This is a genomic window from Gordonia soli NBRC 108243 (assembly GCF_000334455.1).
In the GTDB taxonomy this organism is placed as follows: domain Bacteria; phylum Actinomycetota; class Actinomycetes; order Mycobacteriales; family Mycobacteriaceae; genus Gordonia; species Gordonia soli.
The window spans coordinates 1-805 of sequence record NZ_BANX01000057.1 but is presented as its reverse complement, the minus strand read 5'-3'; the positions used below and the strand labels follow the sequence as shown (position 1 = coordinate 805).

3 protein-coding genes are annotated in these 805 nt (G+C 63.2%); all 3 read right to left on the bottom strand.

The genetic code is table 11. From position 1 onward, the window contains the following. Positions 1-198, bottom strand: a complete 198-nt coding sequence (locus GS4_RS24640; RefSeq protein ID WP_007625841.1) for a hypothetical protein — start codon at positions 196-198, stop codon at positions 1-3. Next, positions 195-452 (bottom strand): hypothetical protein, encoded by a 258-nt coding sequence (locus tag GS4_RS24635; RefSeq protein WP_007625839.1) that lies wholly within the window; start codon positions 450-452, stop codon positions 195-197. Before GS4_RS24635 ends, GS4_RS24640 begins: the two co-directional genes overlap by 4 nt. Beyond that, a partial coding sequence (locus tag GS4_RS26035) for a hypothetical protein (RefSeq protein ID WP_217997709.1) occupies positions 449-805 on the bottom strand: 357 nt, incomplete at its 5' end. The genes GS4_RS24635 and GS4_RS26035, both read right to left, overlap by 4 nt.

The window sequence follows — 805 nt, the reverse complement described above, 5'->3', positions numbered from 1 at the left end:
TCACGACTCACCCCCGTCGGACGTCGGGAATGGACTGGGCTGTCGGCGTCTGAGCCAGGCGATTTCGTAGTCGCTGGGCATCTGCGACTTGACCAGCCGCGTTGCATGGTCGAGGGATTCGGCCTCGGGGATGTGGACCGTCGAGCGTGCTGATGGCTCGTTGATCTTGCGGATGATCCCGTGGTAGCTGTCGCTCACTGCTGCCCACCTCCATCGGACTTCGGGATACGACCAGAGGGGGCGATAGGCGGTTCGCACTCCCACTGATCGGGGGTGATCTGCTCAGGCATTCGGCCCACCACGGTCATCCACCACTCGACTGACCTGCCGCGCACCGCAATCTGTTCTTCCGGAGCTAAGTTGTGAATGCAATCGCGGTGGTGGAGATGTATCCCGTGCTTCAGTCGGTGCGAAATTGCCGCCATGATGTCGCGCTTGAGTTCGTCGCTCACTGCTGCCCACCTCCATCGAGAATGCGGACCGTGGTGCAGGGCATCTGCTGATCGCACGCGGCGCAATACTCGACACACTCCGGGCACACAGCATCGGGATTGTTGTGGCTCGGATTCATGCACAGCAGGACCGTCGTGTGCTGTTCCCGCACCTGCTGGAGGGTGGCGCGAGCAGCATCACGCTCGGCGACTACCCGACGAGCGCTATCAAGGCAGCTTCCGGACGGGTCACCGCCGAGGACGCGCCAGGTCTCCGCGATGAGGTCGCTGTCTCGGACCGTTCGATCTTCGGCCCGGTCCAGGTCGGCGAGTAGCTGCGGGACACCCTCACGCGCCCAAGCAATGAACTCGGC